The following is a 23,223-nucleotide window of genomic DNA, read 5'->3' on the forward strand; positions in this document are numbered from 1 at the left end:
CGGCTACCGACGGCCCGCGGCCAGCTGCTCGCGTTCGGGCTCGATGACCATCGGATCACCGTGCACACTCTCGGAGATCTCGGCGTCGATCCGTTCGCCGTCGTCGGTGCTGGTCAGCGACTCCTGCCGGCGCTGGTCGTCGGCGCTCATCGTGTTCAGCGCGACCTCACGGATGAACAGGATGGCCACCAGGCTGATCAGGGCCATGGCGCCGGCGATCAGGAAGATGCGTGCGGTGCCGTCGCCGTAGGCGCCACGGACGATCGCGGCGATCGGTGCGGGCAACTCGTTCAGGTTGGCCAGACTCGCACCGCCCGACGAGCGGGACATGTCCACACCGAGAGCCGAGAGACCCGTGGCGATCAGATCCGTGACGTGATTGGACAGCACCGCACCCAGGACGGACACCCCGGCCGCGCCGCCGAGCGAACGGAAGAACGAGACCGTCGACGTCGCGGCACCCAGGTCCGCGTGACCGACGTTGTTCTGGACCGCCAGCACCAGGTTCTGCATGGTCATGCCCATGCCGAGGCCCAGAACGAACAGGTACGAACCGAGCAGCACCATGTTGGTGTGCGCGTCGATGGTGGCCAGTAGCGCGAAGGCCACGGTCATCAGCGCGGCACCGCCGACCAGGTAGCCCTTCCAGCGGCCGAAGCGGGTGATCAGGTTGCCCGACACCGTCGCCGAGACCATCGAACCCATCACCATCGGCAGGGTCAGCAGACCCGCTGCCGTCGGTGAGTATCCGCGGGCGATCTGGAAGTACTGGCCCAGGAAGACCGCGCTGCCGAAGAGGGCGACACCGACCGAGATGCTCGCGATGGTGGCCAGCGACGTGGTGCGGTCCCGGAACAGCCGCAGCGGGATGATCGGGTCCTTGGCCTTCGTCTCGGTGAAGATGGCGGCCGCGAGGAGCGCGATGCCGAGGGCGATGAGCCCGTAGGAGACGCCCGAGGTCCAGTCGAACTGCTTGCCCGCCAACGTGACCCAGATCAGCAGGGTGCTGACGCCGGCCGCGATGAAGAAGGCGCCGAGATAGTCGATGTGCACGGGCTTGCGGACCACCGGCACGTTCAGCGTGCGCTGGATGACGAGCAGTGCGATGACGGCGAGCGGGACGCACACGTAGAAGGTCCACCGCCAGCCCAGCCAGCTGGTGTCGACGATGACACCGCCGATGAGCGGACCGGCCACCGTCGCCAGAGACATGACCGCGGCGATCGGGCCCTGGTAACGGCCACGCTCACGCGGGCTGAACATCGAGGCGATGACGATCACCACGAGAGCCTGCAGACCGCCGAGGCCCAGGCCCTGGATCACGCGGAAACCGATGAGCATGTCGACCGACTGCGAGAGTCCGGCGAGCACGGAGCCGAGTGTGAACAGTGTGAGGGAGGCCTGGACGAGGAGCTTCTTGCTCATCAGGTCGGAGAGTTTGCCCCAGAGCGGGGTCGTCGCGGTCGACGCGAGGAGGGTGGCGGTGACCACCCACGTGTACTGGTCCTGGGTGCCGTGCAGATCGGTGATGATCGTCGGCAGCGCGTTGGACACGACGGTGGAGGACAGGAACGCGACGAACATGCCGAGGAGCAGGCCGACCAGCGCTTCGAGCTTCTGGCGGTGGGTCATCGGCGTATCCGTGTCGGCGGCCTGCGTGGCGGTCGTGCTCATGCGGGTACCTCCCGGAAAAGTGTCGGGACCCACGGCTGTCGCCAGGGGTCTGCGGTGATGAGGGCATCGGTCGGAATGGGCCGGTGACCGGAAAAGGATGCGGGGCGACGACTGTCGCCCCGGCTAGTTGATGCTCGCAACTATATCCACAGATGGATGCAACATGCAACTAATGCTGGATATTCCCGCGGCCCGAGTACGTGATCGGGGTCCGTTGCTCACGTGGCGGAGAACAAGGTCAGTGCTCGTCGGCGAGCCTGCGCAGGAGGCGGGTGAGTTCCCGCACGTCCGCGGGATCCCAGCGCGACAATCGATCGCGCCAGCGCTCCAACGCGGCCACCGACACCTCGTCCAGCCGTGCCCGGCCCTCGTCGGTCAGACCGATGAGCCGGGCGCGCGCGTCGGCCGGATCCGGCATGCGTTCCACCAGACCGAGCCGGACCACCGAATCGATCTGCCGGGTGACCGTCGACTTCTCCAGTTCCAGCAGGTCCACCAGCTCCGACATCGGTACCGGGTGATCATGGCGGGCCAGCACCACGAGCAGCGGATAGAGCGTGGCATCGAGGCGGGGATGAATCAGCCGGGATCGCTCCCGGGTCTGGGTGCGGCCGCGTCGCCACAGGTCGACGAACTCGGATTCCAGCTCCCCGATCTGATCCGGTCCGGCGCCCACGCTCCCGCCCGACGATTCCGGGGAATCGCCGGCGCAGGGGCAGGAGTTCGTCAGCACGGTGCAGAGAATACCCACGAACCGGACAACTCACCCGGCGCGATCACGGCCGCATCCGTCTCGGCCGGCGGGCGGAACACCGCACCCGGAGAACGTGTTGCAGCGATCATGACCGCATCCGCACAGCCCACCGCTCCGCTCACCGTCGACATATGGACCGACATCAACTGCCCGTTCTGCTACCTCGGCAAGGCCCGCTTCACCGCGGCGCTACGGGACTTCGCCGGTCGTGACGGGGTGTCGGTGGTGCACCGGTCGTACGAACTCGACCCGACTCTGCCCGCCGATCACAGCGGACCGGTGATCGAACACATCGCGGCGAAGTACGGCATCCCGGCCGATCAGGCCGCCGCCAACGAGCAGGGGCTTGCGGCCCAGGCCGCCGAACTCGGCCTCGGCTACCAGACGGCCGGGCGGGACTTCGGCAACAGCTTCGACATGCACCGGCTTCTCCACTTCGCGCTCGCCCAGGGCCGCCAGGAGGAACTGCTCGATGCGTTGTACGCCGCGAACTTCGCCGACGACCGGCCGGTCTTCGGCGACCGGGAGGCGCTGGTGCGTGTCGCCACCGACGCCGGTTTCGACGCCGATGAGGTACGGGCCGTCCTCGACGATCCCGAAGCGTATGCCCGCGAGGTGCGCGCCGACGAACAGCAGGCGGCCGAACTGGGCATCACCGGAGTGCCGTTCTTCGTGTTCGGCGGCAAGTACGCGGTCTCGGGCGCACAGCCGACCGAGGTCTTCGCCGAGGCGTTGCGCCGGGCCGCCGACGACCGGGTCGTGCCGATCGGCGACACCGCGGCGGACGCCTGCGGGCCGGACGGTTGCGCGGTCCCCGGCAACGAATGACCGGAGGGCATGACACGTCGGTCGGGTGACTTGCGTGGCGGGGTCAGGCGCATTAGCGTTTCGGCAGGTCGGTTCGACAAATTCAGTCGGGCGCAACGGCGCTCGGCTCCGAGGATGCTCGGACCTCACGGTGTGGGGACACCGCGGGGTCGGCGCGGGTGAGTCATCGTCGGCCACGGGATGACAGTCGTGCGGGCGGTCGGGGTCAGTCGTCGGGAACGATCCTTGGGGGATAAGGGTGTTGCCTGTTCCGTTGAGCAGTGCGCAATTCGCCACCTGGCTCGATCAGCAGGCCGCGCCGGACATCGCGTACACGGTGGCCGGATACGTGCATGTGCCCGGACCTCTGGACCCGGATCTGCTCGCGGCCTCCGCGCACGCCGTCGGTCGCGAATACGTGTCACCCTGCACGCGGATCGTGGTCGGCGATGACGGTGCTCCGCAACAGATCGTCGACGAACACATCGATTTCGCCCCGCGCGTGATCAGTCTGCCCGCGGTGCAGGGGGCCGACGATCTGCCCGCGCGGATCGCCCGCGCGGTGGAGTGGATGCGCACCGAGGCGAGTACCCCGCCGGGCGCGACCGCGCGGGTGCCCGTCGTGCAGCGGCTCATCCAGGTCGGCCCGGACCATTGGCTCTGGTACGTCCGGGCCCATCGCCTGGTCCTCGACGATCACGGGATCTTCGCGCTGGTGACGCAGACGGCGGAGCACTACAGCGCCGCGATCGAGCGGACCGATCCGCCGCGTCTGCGGCCACGGCCACTGGACCCGGCGGGTATGGTCGCCGCCGAACAGAAGTACCTGGCATCGACACGCGCACAGACGGATGCGGGCTACTGGTCACGGCGGGCCCCGTCCCTGCCCACCCCCGTACCGTTGACCGGTCGGTACGCGGCACCCTCGCGGATGAATCTGCGGCACAACGGAACCCTGGATCACGGACTCGGGGGGCGGCTGGCCGCGGCCGCGACCGAACTCGGCACCACCCCGGACCGCTTGGTGACGGCTGCGTTCGGCAGTTATGCCGCTCGACTGGCCGGTCGTGATGACACACTGCTCGCACTGTCGGTGCCGGCGCGGGTCACCGCCGCGGCCCGGGTCTCCGCCGGCAGTACCGCGAGCGCCCTGCCCCTCGCCATCCGCATCGGGGACATGGGCGTCGGCGCGTTCGCCGCGCAGATCGACGCCGACATCCGTGGCGCGCTGCGGCACCAGTTGTATCCGGCGGCCGGTATCGGCGCACCCGTGCTCCGACCCGGGGCACCCGGCTCCGGATGCGGTGACGTCATCTCGATGATGGTGCCCGCCACCATGATCCGTCTCGGACCGGTCGGCGGGGAGTTCCATCCGCTGACCTCCGGTCCGGTCGAGGACGTCGCCCTCAGTGTCCGCCAGGCCGACGCCACCGGATTCCGCATGGACCTCGAGATGAATCCGGCCTGCGGCTCGCCCGACGATCTGCGTCGTCATCATGAACGGTTCCATCGCTACCTCGATCGTTTCGTGACGAGCGCGGCCGAGACGACGGTGGCCGACGTCGACCTCCTGGATCCCCATGACGTCGTGGGATTGACCGGACGGCGACGCGAGGAGGCCTCCGCCGTCTCCGACGCACTGGGCCCCTCACTTCCGGAGCTATTTCGCATCAACGCATCTCGTGTTCCGGACACGATCGCGGTTCAGGACTCGGACCGCAGTATCACCTACCGGGAGCTGGACTGGATGTCCGATCGGCTCGCCGGACACCTGGCCGGTATCGGTGCGCGGGCGGAACGGGCGGTGCTGCTCCGCATGCGACCGTGCCTGGAGTACGTCGTGGCGATGTGGGCGGTCGCGAAAACCGGCGCGGCCTGCGTGCCCGTGGACCCCCGGGTGCCCGGACTGAGCCTGGAGGACATCGCCGAATTCGTCCATCCGGTCGCAGGCCTGGACGCCGACGACGTGTACCGGCTCACGGCCACCGATGCCGAATCCACGGTGCCCGCGCGCGTCATCCATCTCGATCAGCTGGCCTGCCTGTTCCTCACGGCCGGGTGGCCGGGCGTACCGGGGGCCGTCGGGGTCACCCACCGCGGTCTCGGCGCCGCCGTCGACGACCTGATCTCGACCGCGGCGATCGACATCGGTGGCCGGCTGATGCACTTCGGCTCCACCGGTTTTCACGTGTCCGCGCTCGACGTCATCGTCGCGGCGGCCAGCCGCAGCACCCTGGTCGTGCCGCCCACCGACGCGACCGGCAGTGCGGGGGTTCAGACCGCACTGCTCGTCGAACGCATCACCACGGCGTTCCTCACCCCGTCGAACACCGCCACGCTGGAACCCGGCGCCCTCGGCGATCTGCGGACCCTCGTGGTGAACGGCGCGCCCGCACCGCAACTCATTGCGGACCGCTGGGGCACCGGGGCGCCCGGTATGGACGGCCGCACGATGGTGGATTTCTACGGCATGGCCGAGATGCAGGGCACCGCCGTCGTCGGCACGCCCGCCGCCGGTGTGCCGTCCCGGCTCGGACGACCGGTGCGCGGCACCCGGCTGCACGTCCTGGACGCCCGGTTGCGCCCGGTGCCCCCGGGTGCCATCGGTGAGATCTACCTGAGTGGTGTCGGGCTCGCGCGCGGCTACCACGACGACCCGGCAGGCACCGCCGCCCGCTTCGTCGCCAATCCGAATGACATTGCCGGGGAACGTATGTACCGAACCGGCGACCTGGCGCGCTGGGGCAACGACGGCCGGCTGGAGTTCATCGGGCACGGCGGTGGCCACGCGGTCGTCCACGGCTTCCGGGTGGAACTCGGTGCGATCGACGCGCTTCTCGAGACCTTCCCCGGCGTCGAGCAGTCGGCCACCCGCATGATGGACGACGGCACGGCCGCGGTGGGACAACTGGTGTCCTACGTCGCGGGCACCGGGGACGCGGCCGCCCTGCGGGACCAACTCGCCGTGTCGGTGCCCTGGTACGCGGTGCCCGATCACATCGTCGTCCTCGACACGCTGCCGTCGACCGCCAACGGCGCGATCGACGAGGAACGGCTGCCGATCCCGGATCGACTGTCGGGAACCTATCCCGAATCCGCCGCCGAACAGGCCGTGGCGCAGGTCTTCGCCGATGCGGTGGGCAGTTCGTCCCCGGCGGAGATCGACATGCGGGCAAGCCTTTTCGATCTCGGAGGCAATGCGGCCACCGCGCACCGGGTGGCCGGTCGGCTCAGCATCATGACGGGCCGTACCATCACCGCCGACGAGGTTCTCGTGGCGCCGCGGATCGGTGCCCTCACCGCTCTCCTCGAGTCCGCCGACATGCCGGTGCCGAGCGTGGCACGCGTTCCGGTCCATCCGGGGCAGACCGCGTCGTCCCGGGGGCCTGCGGCCGGTGCCACCCGTGACGTCGTCCTGCCCATCCTGCCGCACCCCGTGCCGCCCCTCGCACCGCCCGAGATCCCGGGCGGACCCACCGATCTCGAGCCGGTGCCGCCGGTGGACGATGCGCACACCGACGTGGCCGTCCCGCTTCTGCCCGCGCAGCAGGAACTGTGGCGCCGCAACAGGATCGAGGCCGACTCGGCGCACCATATCCGCCTCGCGCTCGATCTCCACGGAGATCTGGACATCCCCGCACTGTGGGCCGCACTCGCGGATGTGGTCTATCGGCACGCGCCCCTGCGCACGGTGTATCCGGTCGGCCCCCAGGCGCCGGTGCAGCGCACCCTGCCATCGGCGGCCGGACAGCTCGAGTTCACGATGGTGCCCCTCAGGAGAGACGGACTCGACGACGCCGATCAGGTGTTCACCGCCGAGCCGTTCGACCTCGCCACCCAGGTTCCGTTGCGGGCCAGGATCTTCGAACTCGGCGGGCAACGCTATCGGCTGCTCTTCGTGCTCCACCAGATCGCCGTGGACGGACCGTCGATGGTGCCGTTGGTCCGCGACCTCGCCACGGCGTACTCGGCGCGTCTTGCGGGGCGGAAACCGGAGTTCACCCCGCTCGCGCGGACCTTCGGTGACTATGCCGTCGAGCATCAGCGGACGATTCAGCATCGCCGGAAATCGTTGGGGCAGTTCTGGCTCGACACCCTGCACGGTGCGCCCGCGGAGTCGTCGGTGCCGCCGCTGCGGCCGCGATCCGTACACGGCGCGACGCGTGTCGGTACCGTGCGCCGGGCGGTCGACACCGTCACCTGGACGCAGGTCGCCGAACTGTGCGAGGCACGTGGCGTCACCCCGTTCCAGTTGGTCCATGCGGCGCTCACCATCCTGCTGTCCCGCCTGGGGGCGGGGGACGACATCGTGATCGGTACGTCGGTCGCGGGGCGCGACGAACCGGATCTGGATGATCTGGTCGGCATGTTCGTCAACTCGGTGCCGCTGAGAACGCATGTGGCCGAGGCGAAGACCTTCGCCGAACATCTCGAGTACACGGCTTCGGTGGACGTCGACGCACGGGCGCACAGCGAGTTCCCCTTCGAGGATCTCGTCCGCCTCCTCGATCCGCCCACGGTGCCCGGCCGCGGGCCGATCTTCCAGGTCGTCCTCACGCAGCGGTCGCAGGGCGTGATGCACGTGTCCATGCCGGGTGTGGAGGTCAACGTCCGGCCGTACGACGTGCCGATCTCGCGCGTCGATCTGGAGTTCATTCTCGGCATCGACGGCGAGATCGAGTTGCGGCATGCCCGCGACATGTATCCGCACGATCAGGCCGAGGCCATCATCGATGCCCTGCTGGTGTTGCTCTCCTGGGCGGTGCGGGCACCCGACACGCGGATCGGGATGCTGCCGGTGATCGGCGACGACGACCGCCATCGGGTGTACCCCGCATCGGGGCCGGCCGGTGCCGAGGAGGCGACGCTCGCCGAACTGCTGCGTTCGGCCTCGCAGGCACATCCGGATCGGCCGGCCGCCGTCGACGGGGCCCGTCTGCTCCGCTACTCCGATCTGCATCACCGGGCGGCGCGGCTCGCCACCCTTCTCGTGGAGATCGGCGTGGAGCCCGGCGAACTCGTTATCACCCATGTGCCACGGTCCCTCGAATCGCTGATCGTGTTCTGGGGTATCGCCTTGGCGGGCGGGGCGATCGCGGCGCTCGACCCCCATGATCCCGTCGACCGCATCGGCGAGATCCTGTCCGACACAACCTGCCGTCTCGGCATCACCGACCGGGCGCACGAGATCGACGGCGCGCCGTTGGAGTGGCTGGTCGTCGACACCCCGGAGATCTCCGACTACCTCGACGGCCAGGGCGCGAAGGACGATCCCGGGGTGATTCCGCCGATCTCGGCCGCCGCCTACGTCATTCACGGGACGGGTGCCGACGAACGCCGGTCCGCCGTCGTCGTGTCCCACCGTGGCCTGGCCAATCTGGCCACCGATTTGCGGGAGCGCATGCAGATCACCGCGGACGCGCGAATCCTGGCGTTCGCGTCGCCCGCCCAGGACACCGCGATCATGGAGATGCTGATGGCGGCCTCGTCCGGGGCGACGCTCATCGTGGTGCCCGAAAATGTCAGTGGTGGAACGGAATTGGAGCAGTTGATCGCCTCCACCCAGCTGACCCATGCCTATCTGCCGCCGATCACCCTGGACAGCCTCCGGCCGGACCGACTTCCCGATCTCGCCTATGTGATGACCGGTGGGGAGTGCCTGTCACCCGATCTCGCCGGACAGTGGCGAATCGGCAGGCATCTGTTCTGGCTCCGCGGCTCGCCCGAGGGTGGGATGGCCACGACGGTCGCGCGCATCACCGACGACCGGTTCGGCATCGGCGCTCCCGTGCGCGGCACCAGTGTCGTGGTGCTCGATTCCCGGCTGCGTCCGGTGCCCATCGGTGTGCCGGGCGAGCTCTATGTGCTGGGTGCGCCACTGGCGCAGGGCTATCGGCGGGACACCGCGGCGACCGCGGCCGCTTTCGTGGCCAGCCCGTTGCGGCCCGGTGAGCGGATGTATCGGACCGGTGAACGTGTGCGATGGGTGGTCGGCCCGGACGGCGATCTGATCCTGGATCTCGTCGGCGACGACGGTTCGGGTGCGTCGGACGATCGGATCGACAGCAGCGCCACCGAACTCGTGCACAGCGGCGTCGCTGCTGAAAATCCGGCGGGTGAGAGTGAGGCGGCACCCGCCCTACCGCCGGTCGATGTGACCGGCCCGGTCGCGCCGCCGGAGATGCTGCCCGACATCCCGCGCGAGGTGTCCCGGACGGGGCGGCTGCCGTTGTCGTCCGCGCAGGAACGGTTGTGGCTGCTCGACAAACTCGACAGCGGATCGACCTATCACCTCCTCGCCACCTTCGACGCGGACGGACTCGACGGCCGGGGCGGCGTCGATGACGACGTCCTGAGGATCGCGCTGCACGACGTACTGATGCGGCACGAGACTTTGCGGAGCAGTTACCTGGCCGACCGGATCGGCCCGTATCAGCATGTCCTGGAACCGACTCCGGACGAGATCCCGCTCGACTCGGTCGCCGACATCGACACCGCGGATGTCGACGGGGTGATCGCCGAGTTCGCCGATCTCGGCTTCCGGCTCGACACCGGTCTGCCGATCCGGGCGCGCGTGATCCGGACGTCCGATGCGAGTACCACGGTGGTCCTGGTGATCCACCGGATCGCGGCCGATCCCGGATCGATCGCGCCACTGTCCCGCGATCTGGCGCTCGCGTATCGGGCTCGTCGCGCGGGCGCCGAGCCCGGATGGCCCGGACTGCCGCTGCAATACGCCGATCACGCGGTGTGGCAGCGACGACAGGGCAGGCACCTGCGGGCCATCGATCATTTCGTTGCTCGTCTCCGGGATGCACCGGGGGAGAGCACCTTCGAGGAGGATGTCCCGCGTCCCGCGGTGATGGACACCGCTGCCGGGGAGGTGACCGCGCAACTGAGGTCGGCCGACCGCTACGCGCTGTCGGGGTTCGCCCGCACCGCCGGGGTCTCGGAGTTCGCCGTCCTGCACGCGGCCCTGGTGGCCACGGTGCATCGGCTCGGCGGTCTCGACGACATCGTGATCGGCACACCGGTGCCGGGCCGCGACGACGCGTGGATGCGGGATCTCGTGGGGCCCTTCGAGAACCTGATAGCCCTGCGCACCACGGTGGAGCCGTCGGAGTCCTTCGAGGAACTGACTCATCGGGTGCACCTGGCCGACACCGACGACCTCGCCGCGGCGGCGGCTCCTTTCGACCGGGTTGCCGCGGCCGTGGCCACCGCGCGCAACGAGTCGGCGCATCCGGTGTTCCAGGTCCTCCTCGTGGACCAGAGGCAGGTACCGGGCGGCGACGGCGGCGGTCTGCGGTTCCGGCCGCAGGCCACCCGGAACAGCCCGTTCGATGTGGAGATCGAGGTCGGCACGGTCGACGACGGTCTGCGTCTGACCCTTCGCCATCGGCTCGACCTGTACCGGACATCCACTGCCGCGGCGATTCTCGACCGATTCGTGGCCCTGCTCTCGGCGGCGATCTCGACACCCGGCACCGCGGTCGGCGCCCTGCCGATCCTGCTACCCGGCGACATCAACGACCTCGTCGGCGGCGGACCGCACGTCTCGGTCAACCCGATGCCCCTGTCGGGTCTGCTGGACAGGGCGGTGCGCCGCGCGCCGTCGGCAACCGCGATCGAGACCGAGGACCGCGGCGTGACTTACGGCGAACTCGACACGATGGCCACCGATCTCGCGATCCGACTGCTCGATTCGGGTGTGCGCGAAGGAGACCGGGTCGCGGTCGTCCTCGACCGCTCGATCGCGTCGGTCGTCGCGTTCTGGGCGGTGATCCGTGCCGGTGGTATTCACGTCGCGATCGACCCCGCCATCGGATCCGCACGCATCGATCGTTTCCTGCGGCGCACGGTACGCGGCGCGGGCACGGGCGGAACGGGATCGGGTGGGTTCGCCATCGGCCGCCGGGACTTCGGGCCCGGCCCCGAGGACCTGACCTGGATCGCGGTCGACGCCGACCGGTCGGTGCGGGCGGCATCCACGCACGCGGAGGACCTGCCCGAGACCCGTTCCACCGATCCCGCGTATCTCGTGTATCCGTCCGGCTTCTCCGGGCCCGGAGTCCTTGTCGGACAACGGGGGCTGGCCCCGCTCGCCGAATCGATGTCCCGTGCGATGGACGTCGGCCGGGATGCGCTGGTCGCGCACGCGGCGGCGCCGGGTGTCGATGCGGGAGTGCTGGAGATCCTGGTCGCGACCTGGGCGACGGCCACCCTGGTGATCGTGCCCCGGGAGGCGGACGGTGGCCAGGCACTTGTCGATCTCATCGGGCGTCGCCACGTCACCCACCTGTATCGCAGTGCGGCCGGATTGGCTGAGATGCCGGTTCGTGATCTGCCCGAGCTGGCGACGATCGCCGTCGGCGGCGGCACGCCGCACGTACGCAGCATCGAGGACTGGGCACCGGGCCGGCGACTGCTGACGATGTACACCGCCGGCGAGGTGAGCATCGCGGCGACCGTCGCGGAGGTCGATCCCCGGCGGCACACCCTCGGGTCGCCGTTGGCACGCACACAGCTGCTGGTCTGCGATGAGCGGCTGTCGGCCCTGCCTCCCGGTGTGGTGGGCGAGCTGTACGTCGCGGGTCCCGGTGTCGCGCAGGGGTATACGTCCGACCGGCGGACCACGGCCGCCCGATTCGTCGCCAATCCGTACGCGCGCACCGCCGACCAGGAGCGCATGTTCCGGACCGGAATGCTGGTGCGCTGGCGCATGGGTGAGCGCGGAACGGCGGAATTCGAATACGTCGGTCGCGCCGATGACCGGCGGATCGTCCGCGGCTTCCGGGTATCGATGCCGGGTGTCGTGCGCGCCATCGAATCCCATCCCGAGGTCCGTGCCGCCATCGCGGTGGCGCCCAGGCGGGCGGTCGCCACCGACGGCCCCTCCCTGATCGCCTACGTGTCCTCGGACGAGCCGATCGATCCGGCGCAGATGCGGACGCACCTCGTTCAGCGGCTGCCGCGCCACATGATCCCGGACGAGTTCGTCCCGCTGTCGGGCATCCCCCGGTTGCCCGACGGCAGGCCGGACCGCCGCGCGTTGCCCCGCCCGGACATGACGGTCGGCGATCCCGCCGCTGACCCGGCCGGTGTTCCGTGGCGCGTCGCCCGGGTCCTGGCCGAGGTGCTCGGCGTGCCGATGCTCGGACCCGACGACGATTTCTTCGGGCGCGGTGGCACGTCGCTGCAGGCCGCCCTGGCGGTCGACCGCCTGCGAAACGAGTTCGGCGCCACCGATATCGGTATGCGCGCGTTCCTCGACGACGCGCGGGTCGGTGCCATCGCAGCCCAGGTGGCGGCATCCGCGGTGCCAGGCGTTCCGGCCACCGGAATCGGACCGGTCACCGACCATCTGCTGCCGTTGCGACCGGCGGACGGCGGACGATGCGGGCGCCCCACCGTGTTCTGCATCCACTCCGAATTCGGTGTGGCCTGGCAGTACATCGGACTCGGCACCCGACTCGATCCGGCGATTCCACTCGTCGGCGTACAGGCACAGGGCATTACGGCGGCGGTACCGCCGGCGGCATCGATCGCCGAACTCGCGCGCGGATACGTCGTCTCCATTCGGGGCGCACAGGCGGCGGGACCCTATGTCCTCGTCGGCTGGGGTCTCGGTGGTGTGATCGCGCACGCCATGGGATGTGAACTCCGCAGGCTCGGGGAGGAGGTCCGGCTGGTGCTGCTGGATTCCTACCCGATGGCCGACGCGCACCAGACCGGAACCCGGCGCGGCTCCGGCGCACCGGACCTGTCCGGCCTGGTGGAGGGGCTCGCCGGATGTGCGGTGGACGATGTCACGACCATCGACTCCGCCATCGAAAAGCTGCACGAGATCGGAGGCCCCGCAGGCGAACTCGACGCCGACATGCTGGGCCGGCTCTACTCCGGGCACCTCAACGACATCGAACTCGAACGCCGCCACATCCCGTCGGTCTTCGACGGTGACATGGTGTTCTACCGTGCGACCCGGGATGCGCGGCGAGGACTGCACGTCGGACTGTGGGGGCCGTACGTCGCCGGTGAGGTGGAGGTTCGTGACTTCGACGTCACACACGAGGAACTCGGCCGCAGCCCGGTGATCGACGAGATCGGGGCGGACCTCAACGATATTGTGCGCGAGCCGATTTCGACCCGCACAGCGATCGCGCACCGCGCCCATATCCGGCCGGCTGCCGATGGTGCGGCGGCCGCGGTGGTCGAGGTGCACAACGTGACGAGGGTCTTCGGCCGTGGTGCGTCGACGGTCCGCGCGGTCGACGGCGTGTCGCTGCGCATCGGCCATGGGCGGACGCTTGCCCTTCTCGGGCCGAACGGGGCGGGCAAGACGACCACCGCGCGGATCATCGCCGGTCTCGACCGGCCGACATCGGGAGTGGTGCTCATCGACGGAATCGACGCGGTACATCAACCACGGCGCATACGTGGCCGCATCGGGATGTCCGGCCAGCATGTCGCCGTCGACGAGAAGCTCACGGGTGCAGAGAATCTGACGATGCTCGCGCAACTGCACCGCATGCGCGGGCAGGCCGGTCGCGCGCGGGCCGCCGTGCTCATCGAGCAGTTCGGCCTCGGCGAAGTGGCCGATCGTCAGGTCGGGACCTACTCCGGCGGGATGCGCCGCCGCCTCGATCTCGCTGCCGCACAGGTCGGGAGGCCCTCACTGGTGATCCTCGACGAGCCGACCGCGGGACTGGATCCGCAGAGCAGACGCGACATGTGGGATGTGATCGGCGGTCTCGGCGCCGATGGCGCGGCGGTTCTCCTCACCACCCAATACCTCGACGAGGCAGACGAACTCGCGGACGAGGTGGCCATCGTCGATCACGGCCGGGTCATCCGCAGAGGCACCCCGGGGGCGCTCAAGGCGGCGGTGGGCGGCGACGTCGTCCGAATCACGCTCGAGGATCCGGCCGCCCGGTACTCCGCCCGCGCGATCCTCGCGCGGCAGATGGTGGGCGCGGACGTCGATTCCGTCGACGACGGTGTCACGGAATTCCGCACGCTGGAGTTCCGCGCGGCCGACGGCCCCCGTGCGCTGGCCGACGCGGTGAGCGCATTGACCAGGGAAGGTGTCGAGGTGGCGGCGGCGCGGGTGCGCGAGGCGACGCTCGATGACGTGTTCTTCACTCTCACCGGCGGTTACCGTGATGACGGTGCCGACGGCCCGCCGCGGGAGGTTCGCCGATGACGGTCACCAAGATCGATCCGCGTGTTCGTGTCGTGGCGCGCGACGCGGCGGACTTCGCCCGGGACTGCGGGGTGATCGCGGGCCGGGATCTCACCACTTTCCTCAGGACCCGACGGCTCGTGGTCACCGCGCTCGTGCTGCCGGTCATGTTCGTGGTGCTGTTCTCGTACGTCTTCGGCATGGCGCTCGGCGGCTCGTCGGGCGCCGGTTCCTATCGGGAATTTGTGATGGCCGGGATCTTCACGCTCACCGTGGTCTTCAACGGAATGTTCACGGCCCTCGGCACTTCCGAGGATCTGCGGCTCGGTGTGCTCGACCGTTTGGCGTCGGTGCCGATCTCGCGGTTCGCTCCGGTCGTGGGCCGGATGGCCGCCGATCTGGTGGTGAACACCGTGGTGATCGTCGTGATGGCGGTCGTCGGCCTGCTGGTCGGGTGGCGATTCCACGGGAACCTGTGGGACATGATCGTGGCGGTCGTCGTCCTGCTGTTCTTCGGATGCGCGGTGTCCGGGGTGGCATCGGTCATCGGATCGGTGTCCGGTGGCGGCGAGTCGACGGTGGCGGCCTTCCTGATTCCGGCATTTCCGGCGGTGTTCCTGTCGACGGCGTTCGTCGCCACCGCCGATCTGCCGGGCCCCTTACGTGCACTCGCGGAATGGAATCCGGCATCGGCGGTGATCTCCGTGGTGCGTCTTCGAGCCGGCAATCCGATGGCACCGGACGGCCATCTCGAGGCGACCACCTGGGTGGCACGGCATGCGACGACCTATTCGCTGCTGTCGACCGCGGTTCTGCTGGCGGTCGCGGTGTCGCTCCTGCTGGTGGTCCGCCCGCGTCGGTGATTCCGCGCCACGCCGGTGGTGCGTTCGTCTGCGCGGCGCGCAGTACCGGCCCTATTGTTGGAACGTTCGCATGCGTAAACAAACGTCGGGATGGAAGGCGGTCCAATCGATGGCCGGTATCGCGCCAGAGGTTCCCGGGCCTCGTACCCACAGTCTTCGGGAGCTGACCCTCCGTGGCGTCATCCTCGGTGGTCTCATCACGCTGGTCTTCACGGCCGCGAATGTCTACCTCGGACTCAAGGTCGGTCTGACCTTCGCGACCGCCATCCCGGCCGCCGTCATCTCGATGGCAATTCTCCGGAACTTCGCGAATCACACTGTCGTCGAGAACAACATCGTGCAGACCATCGCGTCCGCGGCGGGCACACTCTCGGCCATCATCTTCGTGTTGCCCGGTCTCGTGATGATCGGCTGGTGGACGGGTTTCCCGTACTGGATCACCGTCGCCGTCTGCGCCCTCGGCGGTGTGCTCGGTGTCATGTACTCGATCCCGCTGCGCCGCGCGCTCGTCACCGGGTCCGATCTGCCGTATCCGGAGGGTGCCGCGGCCGCCGAGGTCCTGAAGGTCGGCGACACCGCCCAGGGACATGAGGAGAATCGGCGAGGGCTCCTGGTCATCGCGGTCTCGGCCGTCGTGTCCGCCGTGTTCTCCGTCCTCACCAAGACGAAGGTCATCGCCGCCGACCTGTCCGGTGTCTTCAAGATCGGCGCGGGCGGTTCGATGTTCAGCGCCAGCATGCTCTTCTCGCTGATCGGCGTCGGCCACCTGGTCGGTCTCGCGGTCGGCATCGCGATGCTCGTCGGACTCGCCCTGTCGTATTTCGTGCTGCTGCCGCTGGTGTCCTGGGACAAGCTGCCGGACACGGGCAGCATCGACGACTCCGTGGCGGCCTTCTTCCGCGACGACGTCCGCATGATCGGGGCGGGCGCCATTGCGGTCGCCGCGGTCTGGACGTTGCTGAAGATCCTCGGACCGATCATCCGCGGTATCCGCGAGGCGATGGCCTCCACCCGCGAACGCCGCGCCGGACACACGGTCGACCTCACCGAACAGGACATCCCGATCACCATCGTCGGTGGTGTGGTGCTGGCGTCGATGATCCCGATCGGCTGGCTGCTGTGGGACTTCCTGCGCAACACCGCCTTGGCGCACCACTCCGCGGGCATCATCACCGTCAGCATCATCTTCGTCCTGCTCATCGGATTGGTGATCGCCTCCGTCTGCGGTTACATGGCCGGTCTCATCGGTTCGTCGAACAGCCCGATCTCGGGTGTCGGCATCCTGGTGGTCGTCATCGCGGCCATCCTCATCAAGGTCACCTTCGGTTCGGCGAATCCCGCGGAGACCGCGGCACTGATCGCGTTCACACTGTTCGTCGCGGCCATCGTCTTCGGTGTCGCGACCATCTCCAACGACAATCTGCAGGACCTCAAGACCGGTCAGCTGGTCGGCGCCACACCGTGGAAACAGCAGGTGGCCTTGATCATCGGCGTGGCCTTCGGGTCGCTCATCATCCCGCCGATCCTGAGCCTGATGCAGAACGCGTTCGGCTTCGTCGGAGCACCCGGCGCCGGTGAGGATGCACTGGCCGCCCCGCAGGCAGGCCTCATTTCCTCACTGGCCCAAGGTGTTCTGGGCGGGTCGATCGATTGGGCGATGCTCGGTTTCGGCGCGCTGATCGGTGCCGCGGTCATCGTCGTCGACGAGGTCTTCCGGCGTGCGGTGCCGGGCAAGAGTCTTCCGCCGCTCGCGGTGGGCATGGGTATGTACCTGCCGATGTCGGTCACGCTCATCATTCCGATCGGTGCGGTCATCGGATTCTTCTACAACAAGTGGGCCGAGCGCGGCGGCGGAAACGTGGAGCGCAAGAAGCGACTCGGCGTGCTGGCCGCCACCGGCATGATCGTCGGCGAGAGCCTGTGGAACGTGGTCTTCGCCGGGATCGTCGCCAGTACCGGTGACGACGGGGTCCTCGGTCTGCCGTTCATCGGCGACGGATTCGAGGGCTGGGCGCAGCTTCTGGGCGTCGTGCTGTTCGTCCTGACGTTGATCGGCCTGTACCGCTGGACCCAGCGTGTGTCGGAGCGGGAGGCGGCGCCCACCTCCTGAATCCCGCTCGGATCATCAGGATTTCGGGAGTTCAGCCACGCTTCTCGGCGACGAGCCGGGTGGCTGCGGCCGCCGCGTCGCGAGCGGCGTCGACGAGTCCGGTGCCGCCGGCGACGAGTCCGGACAGGCGTCCGACGAACAGGTCGCCCGCACCCGTCGTGTCCACGACGTCGACGCGCTCCACGGCAAGGGCGTGGATCTGCGGGCGGCCGTCGCCCGGTTCGCCGACGACCACCCCGTCACCCCCAAGGGTGATCACCACCGAACGACAGATGCCGAGCAGCCTGCGGGCCAGATCCTCCGGATCGTCCGATGGCGATGCGGCCGAATCGCTGTCGGCGGCGTAGAAGCCGGCCTCGTGCTCGTTGACGACCAGCGGGTCGGCGGCCCGGAGGATCGCGGCGTCGATCGTCGCGACCGGACTCGGATTGAGGATGAACCGGGCGTCGTTCGCCTCCGCCCATGCCGCGGCGGACGCGGTGACCCGTGTCGGTGATTCCAGCTGTGTCAGAACCACTGTCGGGCGAAGATCGTCGAGGGCACGCGTGGTGTGGTCGTCGTCGACCGTGGCATTCGCACCCGACAGCACGACGATCCGGTTGTCGCCCGCGGAGTTCACCTCGATGATGGCGCGGCCGCTGATCCCGGACACGGTGCGCAACCAGGAGACGTCGACGCCGCCGTCGGTCTGCACCGCGCGCAGCCGTGTCCCCGCATCGTCGTCGCCGACCGCTCCGACCAGCGCGGTCGATGCGACGGCCGCTGCGGCCACGGATTGGTTCGCGCCCTTCCCGCCGGGGCGCTGCGTCATGGTGTGGCCCAGTACGGTTTCCCCGACGTCGGGCATTCGTTCCAGGCGGATGATGTCGTCGAGATTGAGACTGCCCACCACTGCGACGTCGACCATGTCACCAGGGTATGGGGTCGTCGGTGCGGCGGGTCATGGCGTAACCGTCACCGCTGCGCTCACTCGGAGTGTCAGGGGCTCCTCTGGACACCGGAGCGGTGACGGTTACGCCGAAGCTCAGGCCGAGGTCATCCGTTCGGCATCGAGCGAGTCCAGGAATTCGGCGATACGCGGCCAGGAGTGGGCCGCCGCATCGGCTCCGGCGATGAGGCCGAGGTGGCTGGTCTCGACGGTGGTGAAGTGCACCTGCTCGGAATCGGCGAAGAGGTCGACGCCGTGCTGTGCGGCGCCCCAGCTGACGATCGCGTCCCGGTGGCTGCCGAACAACTGGATCGGCACGGTGATCGAGGTCAGGTCGACGACGCGATCACCGAAGTGCAGGAAGCCTGCGGCCAGTTCGCCGCGGAACGCCAGGACCTCCCACATCTCCTCCGACACCTTGCCGGGATAGCCGGGCAGCGATTCCTGGAACCAGTCGATGACCTGCATACGCGCCAGGGCTTCGGTGTTGTCGGCATTGCGCATGATGTAGCCCGGCTTGCGGAGCTCCCGCTCCCAGGCCGTCGCGCGATAGGCGAAGCGCACGAGGGGAGCGGGGATGCCGCCCATGGCCTTCAGTGCGTAGGTCACCGGCTTGCCGCGCACCGGGCGCAACAGCTGGGTGACCAGTGGATACGGCGCGATCTTCGCGTAGTCGAGCGGTGTACCCGCCGCGACGATCGACCGGATCGGCAGCTCCGGGTGGGCGCCCGCGGTCAGGAAGGCGACGGTGCCGCCCAGACTCCATGCCGCCAGATCGACTCCGGAAGCGTCGCCGAAATCCGCGAGGAGACGGTCGATGGCCTCCGGCACGATGTCGTCGAAGAAATCCCGGAACCCGAGGTGACGATCCGCATAGCCCATCTCGCCGAAGTCGATCACATACGGGATGCGGCCGGTGGACAGCAGGAAGGCGACCAGCGACATGTCCGGCGCCAGGTCGTAGCAGCGAGCGGGCACCGCCAACGGCGGGATCAGCAGGACCGGGGTGGAGCCGCTCGCGCGGGCCGCGGCCAGGTCGTCGTCGGTGCCGTACCGGCGCAGCGTCCGGTGGTGACCTTCGGCGATCACCGTGTTCGGTGTCGGCCGGTCCTCGACGACCCGCTCCCCGCGAGTCAGTCGGTACAGCGTGCGGACGCCGTCCAGCATGAGCCTGCCCCCTTGTTGCCGAGCTCGTTTCCTCCGTCGACCTCCTGAGGGCCGCTGATCGGATGCGAGCATACGTGTGGGGCGCACGTCCGATCCGGCCCACCCGGCCACCGCGGTGGTCTCGCTGTGCGGGATATCCGCCCCGAGTGCTGTGACCTGCGCGTACCGTCCGAATCACATGTGCCACACCTCCGCGGGGAGAGGTGTCGGCAGACAGCGACCGGACAGTGTCGAGGAGACATTCGATGACGACAGATCTGCAGCAGTACGGCCCGTGGGCCGTGATCGCCGGAGGCTCCGAGGGGGTGGGCGCGGCCTTCGCCACGCAACTGGCCGAGGCCGGCATCAATCTGGTCCTGATCGCCCGCAAGCCGGAACCACTGGCGGCCACCGCCGAACAGGTGGAGGCGCTCGGTGTCGAGGTGCGCACGCTGGCGCTCGACCTCACCACCGCGGACGCCGTCGAGGAGATCGTCTCCGCCACCGAGGATCTCGACGTCGGGCTGCTCATCTACAACGCCGGAGCGAACAGTTACGGCAACACCTTCCTGGACGGTGAGCTGGCCGGGTTCCAGACGGTGCTGGACCTCAACCTCACCACGCAACTCGCGCTGGTTCATCACTTCGGGCGACGGATGCGCGACGCCGGACGCGGCGGCATCCTGCTGGTCGGCTCGATGAGCGGCTATCTGGGCCAGTACCAGCAGAGCATCTACGGCGGCGTGAAGGCCTTCGGACGGATCTTCGCCGAGGCGCTGTGGCTGGAACTCCAGGGCACCGGCGTCGATGTCCTGGAACTGGTGCTCGGCGTGACCCGGACGCCCGCGATGGAACGCGCTGGTCTGAACTTCGACCTGCCGGGAATCTCGGTCTCCGAGCCGGCGGATGTGGCCCGCGAAGGTCTCGACCATCTCAAGGACGGTCCGGTCTGGATCGCCGGCGGCAACGCCAAGGGCGTCGAGATGCAGTCCGGCATGGACCGTTCCAAGCTGGTGCGGGGTATGTACAAGGCGATGCGCGCGATGCTGCCGCGCGACGAGAAGGCCGACGGCTGACGATGCGTATCGGCATCTCCAGCCCGATCGTCACGCAGTACCCGGGTGCGCACGCCGCCTGGGAGGAGCATGCGGGCATCGCCGAACTCGCCGAGATCGCGACGGCCGCCGACCGGCTCGGCTTCGATCACCTCACCTGCAGTGAGCACGTCGCCGTGCCGACCGGTGTGGCCGTCGAACGTGGTGGTGTCTACTGGGACCCGTTGTCCACCTTCGGTTTTCTGGCCGCACGCACCGAACGGATCCGGCTGGCCACGCAGGTCCTGGTGCTGGGCTATCACCATCCGCTGGAGATCGTCAAGCGCTACGGCACCCTCGATGCGATCAGCGGCGGACGACTCGTGCTCGGTGTCGGTGTCGGGTCGCTGCAGGAGGAGTTCGAACTCCTCGGTGCCGCCTTCGACGGCCGCGGTGACCGTGCCGATGACGCCATGCGTGCCCTGCGTGCGTCCCTCGGCGTCGAGAAGCCCGAATACCGGGGCAGTCATTACGATTTCGGCGACCTGGTCGTCGCACCGAATGCGGTCGCGCCGACGGTGCCGATGTGGGTCGGCGGCCGTACCGCGCGATCGTTGCGCCGTGCCGTCGAACTCGGCGACGGATGGATGCCGTTCGCGCTGGGCCGCAAGCAGATGCGTGCCATGCTCGACGACGTGGACATGCCGTCGGGCTTCGAGGTGGTGCTGAGTTGCGGCACCGTCGATCCCCTCGGAGACCCGGAACGAACCCGGGAATCACTCGGCCGCACCGAGGACGCGGGAGCGACGATCCTCTCTGCATCGATAAGCGCGGATTCCGTGGAACACTATGTGGCACAGCTCGAAGCGCTGGCCGAGATGAGGGATGTGGCGCGATGACCGGTGTCGAGGTACGTCTCGCCGCGCTCGAGGAACAGGTCCGCAGGTTATCCGACGAGCGCGACATCGCCCGGTTGATCGCGGCCTACGGACCGCTGGTCGACGACGGTGACGCCGAGGGGGTGGCAGCGCTCTGGACCGAGGACGGCGGCTACGACGTCGACGAGATGTCCATGAGCGGCCGCGCGGAGATCGAGGCGATGGTCCGCTCCGACGGCCATCAGGGACTCATCGCCAACGGGTGCGCACACTTTCTCGGACCCGCCCACGTGCGACTTGATGAGCGCGACACGGATCGCGCTGTCGCCGTGTGCCATTCGCTGCTCGTCCTGCACCGCGCACCCCGTGACGGGGAGAAGCGCGGACGCTTTCTCGTCGCCCGCGCCACCGCGCACCGCTTCGAGGTGACCCGCACCGGCGACGGCTGGCGCGTCGCTCAACGCACCAGCCGGGTACTCGACGGACGGGAGAGTGCGCACCTGTTGCTGGGCGACGGCGTGCGCGGGGACTGACAACGCCACCTGCTGATCGAGTAGCCCGAGGCGCTAGCCGAGGGCGTATCGAGATCTGGTGTGCGGGATCTCGATACGCCGCCTCGCCTGGCGGCTCGTCGGCTACTCGATCAGCGGTGGAGGCGGCCCGGCCGGCTGCTCGGTCGGTGGTTGGACTACAGCCCCATGTCGCGGCCGATGAGGTCCTTCATGATCTCGGTGGTGCCGCCGAAGATCGTCTGGATGCGGGCATCGGTGTAGGCACGGGCCACGCGGTACTCGTTCATGTAGCCGTAGCCGCCGTGCAACTGGACACACTGGTCGATGACGCGCTTGGCGAGTTCGGTGCACCACCACTTGGCCTTGGCGGCGTCGGTGGCGGACAGGTCGCCGTCGACGACCGCCTGCAGGCAGCGGTCGATGTACTGCTCGGCGATGTCGAGTTCGGTGGACATCTCGGCCATCACGAAACGGTTGTGCTGGAAGGTGCCGATCGGCTTGCCGAATGCCTTGCGGTCCTTCACATATTGCAGTGTCTCGTCGTAGACGGCACGTGCGCCGGCGATGGCGCCGATGGCGATCGACAGTCGCTCCGAGGGCAGATTGGCCATCAGGTGATAGAAGCCCTTGCCCTCTTCGCCGAGCAGGTTGGCGGCGGGCACGCGCACGTTGTCGAAGTGCAGTTCGGCGGTGTCCTGTGCCTTGAGGCCCATCTTGTCGAGCTTGCGTCCGCGTTCGAAGCCCTCCATGCCGCGCTCGACGACCAGCAGCGAGAACGCCTTGTGCCCGGCCGCGGGATCCGGGTTGGTGCGGCAGACCACGACGACGAGGTCGGAGTTGATACCCGACGAGATGAAGGTCTTGCTCCCGTTGAGGATGTAGTCGTCGCCGTCGCGGGTGGCCGAGGTCTTGATGCCCGCGAGGTCGCTGCCAGCGCCGGGCTCGGTCATCGCGACCGCGAGAATCGTTTCGCCACTGGCCATTCCGGGCATCCAGCGCTTGCGCTGCTCCTCGTTGGCGAGGTTCAGGAAGTAGGGGACGAGGACGTCGTTCTGCAGGCTCAGTCCGGGGGCCGCGCCGCCGAAGCGCGCGAATTCCTCGACGACCACGGCGTTGAACCGGAAGTCGTCGGTACCGCCGCCGCCGAATTCCTCGGGGATGTTGAAGCCGAGCAATCCCGCGTCACCCGCCTTCACGTAGGCGGAGCGATCGACCTGTCCGTTGGCTTCCCACTCGTCGACGTGCGGTGCGCACTCGCGGGCGAGGAACTGCCGCGCGGTCTCCCGGAGCTGTTCGTGTTCGGGCTCGAAGACTGTGCGTTTCATGGTGTGTGCC

The 23,223-nt window shown here is 68.7% G+C and carries 12 protein-coding genes; 7 read left to right on the forward strand and 5 right to left on the reverse strand.

Annotated elements, in window-relative coordinates:
* Positions 1-3 precede the first annotated feature (3 nt).
* Both AC4JJG_RS12525 and AC4JJG_RS12530 read right to left on the reverse strand, forming a co-directional pair.
* On the reverse strand, positions 4-1,632 hold the full coding sequence (locus AC4JJG_RS12525; protein ID WP_495401687.1) for an MDR family MFS transporter: 1,629 nt from the start codon (positions 1,630-1,632) through the stop codon (positions 4-6).
* 280 nt (positions 1,633-1,912) lie between these two features.
* Entirely contained in the window at positions 1,913-2,350 is a 438-nt protein-coding gene (locus AC4JJG_RS12530) for a MarR family winged helix-turn-helix transcriptional regulator (RefSeq protein ID WP_495401686.1), read from the reverse strand.
* Positions 2,351-2,515: 165 nt separating this feature from the next.
* Between AC4JJG_RS12530 and AC4JJG_RS12535 the strand changes: the two genes are divergently transcribed.
* The 4 genes from AC4JJG_RS12535 to AC4JJG_RS12550 all read left to right on the forward strand — a co-directional run bounded on the left by AC4JJG_RS12535 (position 2,516) and on the right by AC4JJG_RS12550 (position 17,390).
* The gene (locus AC4JJG_RS12535) at positions 2,516-3,256 is read left to right on the forward strand and encodes a DsbA family oxidoreductase (protein WP_495401540.1); all 741 of its coding nucleotides are present in this window, start codon (positions 2,516-2,518) and stop codon (positions 3,254-3,256) included.
* Positions 3,257-3,509: 253 nt separating this feature from the next.
* On the forward strand, positions 3,510-14,438 hold the full coding sequence (locus AC4JJG_RS12540) for a condensation domain-containing protein (RefSeq protein ID WP_495401539.1): 10,929 nt from the start codon (positions 3,510-3,512) through the stop codon (positions 14,436-14,438).
* Entirely contained in the window at positions 14,435-15,280 is an 846-nt protein-coding gene (locus AC4JJG_RS12545; RefSeq protein ID WP_495401538.1) for an ABC transporter permease, read from the forward strand. The genes AC4JJG_RS12540 and AC4JJG_RS12545 overlap by 4 nt, the downstream gene beginning before the upstream one ends.
* A 109-nt stretch (positions 15,281-15,389) precedes the next feature.
* The gene (locus tag AC4JJG_RS12550; RefSeq protein WP_495401685.1) at positions 15,390-17,390 is read left to right on the forward strand and encodes an OPT family oligopeptide transporter; all 2,001 of its coding nucleotides are present in this window, start codon (positions 15,390-15,392) and stop codon (positions 17,388-17,390) included.
* A gap of 31 nt (positions 17,391-17,421) precedes the next feature.
* On the opposite strand, the gene AC4JJG_RS12555 is transcribed toward AC4JJG_RS12550, so the two are convergent.
* Both AC4JJG_RS12555 and AC4JJG_RS12560 read right to left on the reverse strand, forming a co-directional pair.
* Entirely contained in the window at positions 17,422-18,297 is an 876-nt protein-coding gene (locus tag AC4JJG_RS12555) for a PfkB family carbohydrate kinase (RefSeq protein ID WP_495401537.1), read from the reverse strand.
* A 117-nt stretch (positions 18,298-18,414) separates the two neighbouring features.
* A complete protein-coding gene (locus AC4JJG_RS12560) occupies positions 18,415-19,485 on the reverse strand; it encodes an alpha/beta hydrolase (RefSeq protein WP_495401536.1) in 1,071 nt (356 codons plus the stop codon).
* Positions 19,486-19,730: 245 nt separating this feature from the next.
* Here AC4JJG_RS12560 and AC4JJG_RS12565 point away from each other — a divergent pair, with 245 nt between their 5' ends.
* From AC4JJG_RS12565 to AC4JJG_RS12575, 3 genes are read left to right on the forward strand one after another with little or no spacing between them, the layout of a single operon-like run.
* The gene (locus AC4JJG_RS12565; protein ID WP_495401535.1) at positions 19,731-20,540 is read left to right on the forward strand and encodes an SDR family NAD(P)-dependent oxidoreductase; all 810 of its coding nucleotides are present in this window, start codon (positions 19,731-19,733) and stop codon (positions 20,538-20,540) included.
* 2 nt (positions 20,541-20,542) lie between these two features.
* Positions 20,543-21,397 (forward strand): LLM class F420-dependent oxidoreductase, encoded by an 855-nt coding sequence (locus tag AC4JJG_RS12570; RefSeq protein ID WP_495401534.1) that lies wholly within the window; start codon positions 20,543-20,545, stop codon positions 21,395-21,397.
* Positions 21,394-21,909: a nuclear transport factor 2 family protein gene (locus tag AC4JJG_RS12575; protein WP_495401533.1), complete on the forward strand. Its 516-nt coding sequence runs from the start codon at positions 21,394-21,396 to the stop codon at positions 21,907-21,909. The genes AC4JJG_RS12570 and AC4JJG_RS12575 overlap by 4 nt, the downstream gene beginning before the upstream one ends.
* Before the next feature lie 155 nt (positions 21,910-22,064).
* Here AC4JJG_RS12575 and AC4JJG_RS12580 read toward each other — a convergent pair whose 3' ends face one another.
* Complete coding sequence (locus AC4JJG_RS12580; protein WP_495401532.1) at positions 22,065-23,213, reverse strand: acyl-CoA dehydrogenase family protein; 1,149 nt, start codon at positions 23,211-23,213, stop codon at positions 22,065-22,067.
* Positions 23,214-23,223 lie beyond the last annotated feature (10 nt).

It is taken from the genome of Gordonia sp. B8661-1, from assembly GCF_059427765.1.